This window comes from Spirulina subsalsa CS-330, from assembly GCF_028330765.1.
Lineage (GTDB): Bacteria > Cyanobacteriota > Cyanobacteriia > Cyanobacteriales > Spirulinaceae > Spirulina > Spirulina subsalsa_A.
This window is the reverse complement of the sequence record NZ_JAQMTY010000200.1, coordinates 1-6,237: the sequence shown is the minus strand read 5'-3', so window position 1 is coordinate 6,237 and position 6,237 is coordinate 1. Positions and strand designations below refer to the sequence as shown.

At 54.5% G+C, this 6,237-nt stretch carries 7 protein-coding genes; 4 read left to right on the top strand and 3 right to left on the bottom strand.

What is annotated here, in order from left to right; translation table 11 throughout:
- On the bottom strand, nt 1-347 hold a 347-nt coding region (locus tag PN477_RS20905; RefSeq protein ID WP_417158822.1), incomplete at its 3' end, for a zinc ribbon domain-containing protein.
- A gap of 209 nt (nt 348-556) precedes the next feature.
- On the opposite strand from PN477_RS20905, the gene obgE reads away from it, so the two are divergent.
- Nucleotides 557-1,651, top strand: a complete 1,095-nt coding sequence (obgE, locus tag PN477_RS14050; RefSeq protein ID WP_272121559.1) for a GTPase ObgE — start codon at nt 557-559, stop codon at nt 1,649-1,651.
- A gap of 58 nt (nt 1,652-1,709) precedes the next feature.
- Nucleotides 1,710-2,138 (top strand): lactoylglutathione lyase, encoded by a 429-nt coding sequence (gene gloA / locus PN477_RS14045; protein ID WP_272121560.1) that lies wholly within the window; start codon nt 1,710-1,712, stop codon nt 2,136-2,138.
- A 107-nt stretch (nt 2,139-2,245) separates the two neighbouring features.
- Here gloA and PN477_RS14040 read toward each other — a convergent pair whose 3' ends face one another.
- The gene (locus tag PN477_RS14040; protein ID WP_272121562.1) at nt 2,246-2,839 is read right to left on the bottom strand and encodes an HAD-IB family hydrolase; all 594 of its coding nucleotides are present in this window, start codon (nt 2,837-2,839) and stop codon (nt 2,246-2,248) included.
- Between the two features lie 339 nt (nt 2,840-3,178).
- Between PN477_RS14040 and PN477_RS14035 the strand changes: the two genes are divergently transcribed.
- Entirely contained in the window at nt 3,179-3,940 is a 762-nt protein-coding gene (locus PN477_RS14035) for a DUF4114 domain-containing protein (RefSeq protein WP_272121564.1), read from the top strand.
- 38 nt (nt 3,941-3,978) lie between these two features.
- On the opposite strand, the gene ligA is transcribed toward PN477_RS14035, so the two are convergent.
- Nucleotides 3,979-6,015 carry an NAD-dependent DNA ligase LigA gene (gene ligA, locus PN477_RS14030; protein WP_272121566.1) on the bottom strand — a complete coding sequence of 679 codons (2,037 nt, stop codon included), beginning with the start codon at nt 6,013-6,015 and terminating at the stop codon, nt 3,979-3,981.
- A gap of 31 nt (nt 6,016-6,046) precedes the next feature.
- Between ligA and PN477_RS14025 the strand changes: the two genes are divergently transcribed.
- Nucleotides 6,047-6,237 (top strand): hypothetical protein (locus PN477_RS14025; protein WP_272121567.1); only part of this gene is annotated, 191 nt, incomplete at its 3' end.

Genomic DNA, 6,237 nt, shown 5'->3' with positions numbered 1-6,237 from the left:
CTAGGCTCAACGACTAACGCCATTGATTTATCCTGATTTCTCAAATCTGTTAATTCAGATTTAGCCGTAACTTTCTGATTATCCACCAGTAGCTTGGACGGACTAATTCCAAGGAGTTCAAGTCCTTTCATGCCAATATTGACACTTGCCTGATTGTCTGCATCTGCCATGAATCCGCAATGAGTGCAAACAAACTTTTCTTTGTTCCGACTAGCGGAGTCAACATGACTACAATGCGAGCAAGTTTGGGATGTATATTTAGGGTTAACTGCTAAAACGATACAGCCAAACTTTTCAGCTACCGACTGTATTTTAAGTTTTAATCCTCCCCAAGAAGAATATATCAAACTATCATACAAAATGGCAAAAATTCAATTAAAGGACTCGCTGTCGCTCGATTTGTTTGTTGGTGCAAATTCATCTCGCCACTAAAAGGCACGTTCGCCGTTACCTTCGGTAACTCTACTCGGACTCGCTTTATAGTGGGAGTCTTCTTTGCACATTAAGATAAAGGGATACGATCAACACCCCCGCCTCAGCCAAGCGCCAAAAATCCATGCAATTCATTGACTACGCCGAAATTGAAATCCAAGCCGGAGACGGAGGTGATGGGATCGTTGCCTTTCGTCGCGAAAAATACGTGCCTGCGGGCGGCCCGGCGGGCGGCAATGGCGGGCGGGGCGGTTCTGTCTATCTCGAAGCAGCGGTAAATTTACAAACTCTGCTGGATTTTAAATATTTGCGCCTCTTCAAAGCCGACAGTGGCAAGCGGGGCGGCCCCAACAAACGCACCGGAGCCTCTGGGGATGACCTGATCATCCAAGTACCGTGTGGCACGATGATCTACACCATTGACCCCGAAACCGAGGAAACCACGCTGATCGGGGATTTGGTGGATGATGGGCAACGGCTCCGGGTGGCGGCCGGGGGCAAGGGGGGCTTGGGTAACCATTGCTTTCTCACCAATAGCAATCGCGCCCCTGAACTCGCCTTGCCGGGCCGCGAAGGGGAACAATGCCGCCTCCGGTTGGAATTGAAATTATTGGCCGAAGTGGGCTTAATCGGTCTCCCCAATGCCGGAAAATCCACCCTGATCGCGTCCCTGTCTTCCGCTCGTCCGAAAATTGCCGATTATCCTTTCACCACCTTGGTTCCGAATTTGGGGGTGGTGCGTCGTCCGACGGGGGATGGTACGGTGTTTGCGGATATTCCGGGGTTAATTGCGGGGGCCCATGCGGGGGTTGGGTTGGGTCATGATTTTTTGCGCCATATTGAGCGGACGCGGGTGTTGGTGCATTTGGTCGATGTGACGGCTCCTGATCCGGTGGCGGACTATCACACGATTCAGGATGAACTGAAGGCCTATGGCCGGGGATTGTGCGATCGCCCCCAACTCCTCGCCTTGAACAAAATTGATGCCATGGACGCAGAGATGAGCGACTTCATCCGCGCTGAATTTGCGAAAGTGACCACCGCCCCGATTTTCAATATTTCCGCCGTGTCCCAAGCGGGTCTCGATCCCCTCCTTCATACCCTCTGGGAGATTCTCGATCAGGCCGCTGCCGAGGCTGCCGAAGCTCGATTCATCGCAGCACGGGAACAAGAGCGGCTGAATGCGAGTGCGATCGCCCCGGCTGAACCCCAGTTTTAAATTCGCTACCCTAACAACAGAACCGGTAAAACCCTCAAACACTCTAGGAGAATTCTCTATGCGCATGCTCCACACCATGCTTCGTGTTGGCAATCTTGACGAATCCCTCGCCTTCTACTGCGATGTTTTAGGCATGAAGCTCCTTCGCAAAAAAGACTATCCCGGCGGTGAGTTTACCCTGGCGTTTGTGGGCTACGGGGACGAATCCGACAATACCGTGATTGAACTCACCTACAACTGGGGCACAGACCACTACGACATCGGCGACGGCTACGGCCACATCGCCCTAGGGGTTGAGGACATCTACAGCACCTGTGAGCAAATCAAAGCCCAAGGCGGCAATGTTGTCCGGGAACCGGGCCCGATGAAACACGGAACCACGGTGATCGCCTTTGTGGAAGACCCCACCGGCTACAAAATCGAATTAATCCAACTCAAGGCCGCCCCCCAAGGGGACACCGCCGCCACCGCCGCCACCGCTCGTTAAAACGATCGCGCCTCTCGTCCGTCTCTTCATCATTCCTTTACAAAGAGCTTGGCAGATGGCCAAGCTCTTTTTGATCAACGCTGTCTAGGGTGTAGAGGCGCGATCGCTCACGGGCCAAAACAGCGGTAATAGGGGTGAGTGGCGATCGCTAACAATTCGTGATCGCCCCGACTATCGCCATAGGCATAGATTTCGTCAGGCTCCAACTCCCCCAACCATTCCCGCAGCCGCCGCACCTTTTCGGGCCCGTAACAATTTGCCCCGTCAATCTCCCCCGTCAACCGCCCCGCCCCCGTCACCAAGCGCGTCCCCAACACCCCATCCACCCCCAACCGTTGCGCCAAGGGCCGCAGATACAGTTCCGGTGAAGCACTGACGATTAACGTTCGGTGTCCCTGGGCTTGATGCCAGCGGAGTCGCTCCACGGCTGCGGGTCGCAGCATCCCCCATAGGTATCGATCCGTAAACCGTTCCCCCCATGCTGTCACCGTAGACTCTGCCCATTGCCCCAGATATTCCTGACAAAATGCCTGCTTTAGTTGTTGGTTGTCAATCTGCTTGAATGTGTAGCGAGCGATCGCAGGCATCAACCGCACCAGCCCCCCCACAAAGCGTGGCCACCCCCGCACAACGCGAAAAAATAGCAGAAGTGATTCCCGTTTCGTTAAGGTGTGATCCAGATCAAAAACAGCTAAAATCATGTGTTTTTATGCGTTTCAAAGTCTCTCAGTATAATCACGTATTTTATTAGGAATCATAGGATATCAACCACGTAGAAACACTCATTTTTCATTCCAAAGAGAATAAGCCCAAGCCTTGACCAACATAGCTTTCATGAGTCACGGATTCATGCTAAACTAAGATCAAGACAGCACAGTCTACTCCAAAACCATTGCATTTCACAGCCTCAGGATTTACAGCAGCTTTAAACTCCCCCCAACAAAAAACAAGTTTATGTAAAACCTCATTTTTAATCTTCCCACCCCCTGATTTTTCTCCTAGACTGTTAACAGATGTATTAAGTGAGTCCCAAAAGTCCTATGAAATCCTTCACCATTAAAACCCTCAGTTTGACCCTTGCCGCTGCTACCGCTTTATTCTCCGCTGGCGCAGCTAACGCCCAAGCCATGAACCTACGCGACAGCAACGAAGACCTCTTTAATCTCTTCAACAGCATGGTCAACTCCGAGCGCTTAGAAATCAAAGACAGCGCCGCGAAATTAATTGACCTTGACCCCGAAACCCTGCGCTGGCTCGATGGCGCTCAACCCCTCGAAGTCTACTTCATCAACGAAGGCGCAAGCTTGCGCAACATCCTGTCTTACTCCGTCAACGGTGGCGAAAAACAAACCATTTTCAGTGATGTCTCTTCGTCTGAAAGTATCATCGCCGAAGCAGACGGTGCTTTGAGCTTGGGTGATGGTGTCAGCCTCGGTACCTTTACCGGTGACACCCAACTCGACTTCTACCTGAAGCAGTACAACGCGAAAACGGGCAACTCCCGCTACACCTTCGGCACGAAAGCGGATGAAAACCCCGATGGTCTCCAGCACTTCATCGCCCGTTCCTACTACGATGAAGCCACCGCTGAATATTGGACGCTGATCGGTGTTGAAGATTTGTTTGGTACGAAAGAATCCGGCAAATCTGACCGTGACTTTAACGATGCTGTCTTCGCAGTCCGTGGTTTGACCGGCGACCCGGTTCCTGGGCCGAACCCGGTTCCCGAACCTGCTACCTTGTTAGGTCTCTTGGGTGTTGCGGCTCTGGGTGCGCTCAAAGTCCGCCGCGACGAAGCCTAGAACGGTTCGTTTGGGATGATTGGGACTGCATCTTCACGTTAGGAGCCTAACCGAAGGAGTTGACGAAGCTGTTCTTCATTGAGGGTTTGGATACCGAGTTCCTGCGCCTTCGCCAGTTTAGAACCGGCTTTCTTTCCCGCCACTAGGTACTTTGTTTTTGAACTAACTGAACTCACGACTTTGCCGCCGGCCTGTTTAATCAGGTCGGTGGCTTCTTGGCGGCTGAGGGTGGGCAGCGTACCGGTAATCACAAAGGATTGTCCTGCGATCGCATCATTCACCGGCTGTTCTGTTGCCACCGGGTTAGGATCGCTCTCAAAACAAAGCCCAGCGGCTTGGAGGTCGGCGATCAGGGTTTGATTGCCTGGGTCTTGAAACCAGTGATACACGGATTCGGCAATTTCTGCGCCAATGCCGTAGACGGCTTCTAGGTCGCTGACTCGTGCCTCGGCCAACTGTGCCACGGTGGGGAAGGTTTGGGTGAGGAGTTCGGCGTTGACCTTGCCCACATGACGAATTCCCAAACCGTAGAGGACACGGGCGAAGGGCTGGGCTTTGGAAGCGGCGATCGCATTCACTAAATTTTGCGCGGATTTTGTCCCCATCCGTTCCAGGGTGAGGAGTTGATCGGGCGTGAGGGTGTAGAGATCAGCGAGCGATCGCACCAACGCCGCCGCCACCAACTGCGCCACCCACTTTTCCCCCAAGCCCTGAATATCCAGCGCATCCCGGCTGGCCCAATGTTCCAGCGCCCCCCGCACGATCGCCGGACAGGAGCGATTCACGCACCGGGTCACGGCTTCATCCGCCGGACGAACGAGGGGGGTCGCACATTCCGGGCAAGTGGTGGGCATTTGAAAGCGGGCCGTTTGGGGTGGGCGCAGTTCCGCCAAGACTCGCACCACCTCCGGGATAATTTCCCCGGCTTTGCGAATAATCACCGTATCCCCGACGCGAATATCCAATTCCGCAACGCGATCGGCATTGTGCAGCGTCGCCCGCTGCACCGTTGTGCCCGCCACCTGTACCGGCTCCATAATCGCCATCGGGGTTACGGCTCCGGTGCGCCCCACATTGACGGCGATCGCGCTCACACGGGTGGCCACTTCTTCGGCGGGATATTTGAGGGCGATCGCCCAGCGAGGAAATTTTTGGGTAAAGCCCAATTGGGTTTGCAGCGGCACGGGGTTCAACTTCACCACCACGCCATCGGTCATGTAGGGCAGATCGCGCCGCGCCGTTTCCCACTGGTCAAAATAGGCCCACACCGCCGCTAAATCCTCACATCGTTGCCGATTGGGATTGACCCGTAACCCCATAGCCTGCAACAGTTCGAGGGCATCCCATTGGGTTTGGGGGTGCAGTGTTGGATCGGAGGGAATATGGAGGGTGTAGGCGAAAAAGTCGAGGCGACGCTGATCCACCACTTGGGGATCGAGTTGGCGCAGGGTTCCGGCGGCGGCGTTGCGGGGGTTGGCAAAGAGGGCTTCATCAGCGGCGGCGCGTTCGGCGTTAATCCGCTCAAATTCCCCTAGGGGTAAGAAGGCTTCGCCCCGAATTTCGACGCGGGCGGGGGGGTTGGGGTGGTTGAGCTTGAGGGGAATTGAGCGGATCGTGCGGACGTTGGGGGTGATGTCTTCGCCGCTGATGCCGTCGCCACGGGTTACGCCACGAGTGAGGAGGCCGTTTTCGTAGGTGAGGGCGATCGCAGACCCATCAATTTTTAATTCACACACATATTCAAACGCCGGAACCGTGGCGGCGTGCCGTTGCCAGCGGTCTTGCCATTGCTGCAACTCGCCGAGATTAAAGGCATTTTCAAGGCTGTAGAGGGGGATATGGTGGCGGACGGAGGGGAATTGCTGGGCGGGGCGATCGCCAACGCGCTGAGTCGGGCTATCCGGGGTGATCAGTTCCGGGTATTGCTGTTCGAGGTCTTGCAGTTCCCGATAGAGGGAGTCATAGACGGAATCCGGCAGGATGGGGTCATCAAGGACATAGTAGGCATAGCCGGCCCGCTGGAGTTCTTGGCGGAGTTGGGCGGCACGGTGGGCGGAATCAGCAGGAACAACCATGGCACAGAGGAGAGAGGGATCAGCATTTTCTATGCTACGAGGGGAAGACCCGATCGCTCCACTCTCTGGGCAAAATGTGATCATTATCTTAAAATGTGCAAAGAAGACTCCCACTATAAAGCGAGTCCGAGTAGAGTTACCGAAGGTAACGGCGGACGTGCCTTTTAGTGGCGAGATGAATTTGCACCAACAAACAAATCGAGCGACAGCGAGTCCTTTAAT

Coding starts and splice junctions, on each gene's coding strand:
- obgE (WP_272121559.1), top strand. CDS start 557: ATGCAATTCATTGACTACGCCGAAATTGAAATCCAAGCCGGAGACGGA.
- gloA (WP_272121560.1), top strand. CDS start 1,710: ATGCGCATGCTCCACACCATGCTTCGTGTTGGCAATCTTGACGAATCC.
- PN477_RS14040 (WP_272121562.1), bottom strand. CDS start 2,839: ATGATTTTAGCTGTTTTTGATCTGGATCACACCTTAACGAAACGGGAA.
- PN477_RS14035 (WP_272121564.1), top strand. CDS start 3,179: ATGAAATCCTTCACCATTAAAACCCTCAGTTTGACCCTTGCCGCTGCT.
- ligA (WP_272121566.1), bottom strand. CDS start 6,015: ATGGTTGTTCCTGCTGATTCCGCCCACCGTGCCGCCCAACTCCGCCAA.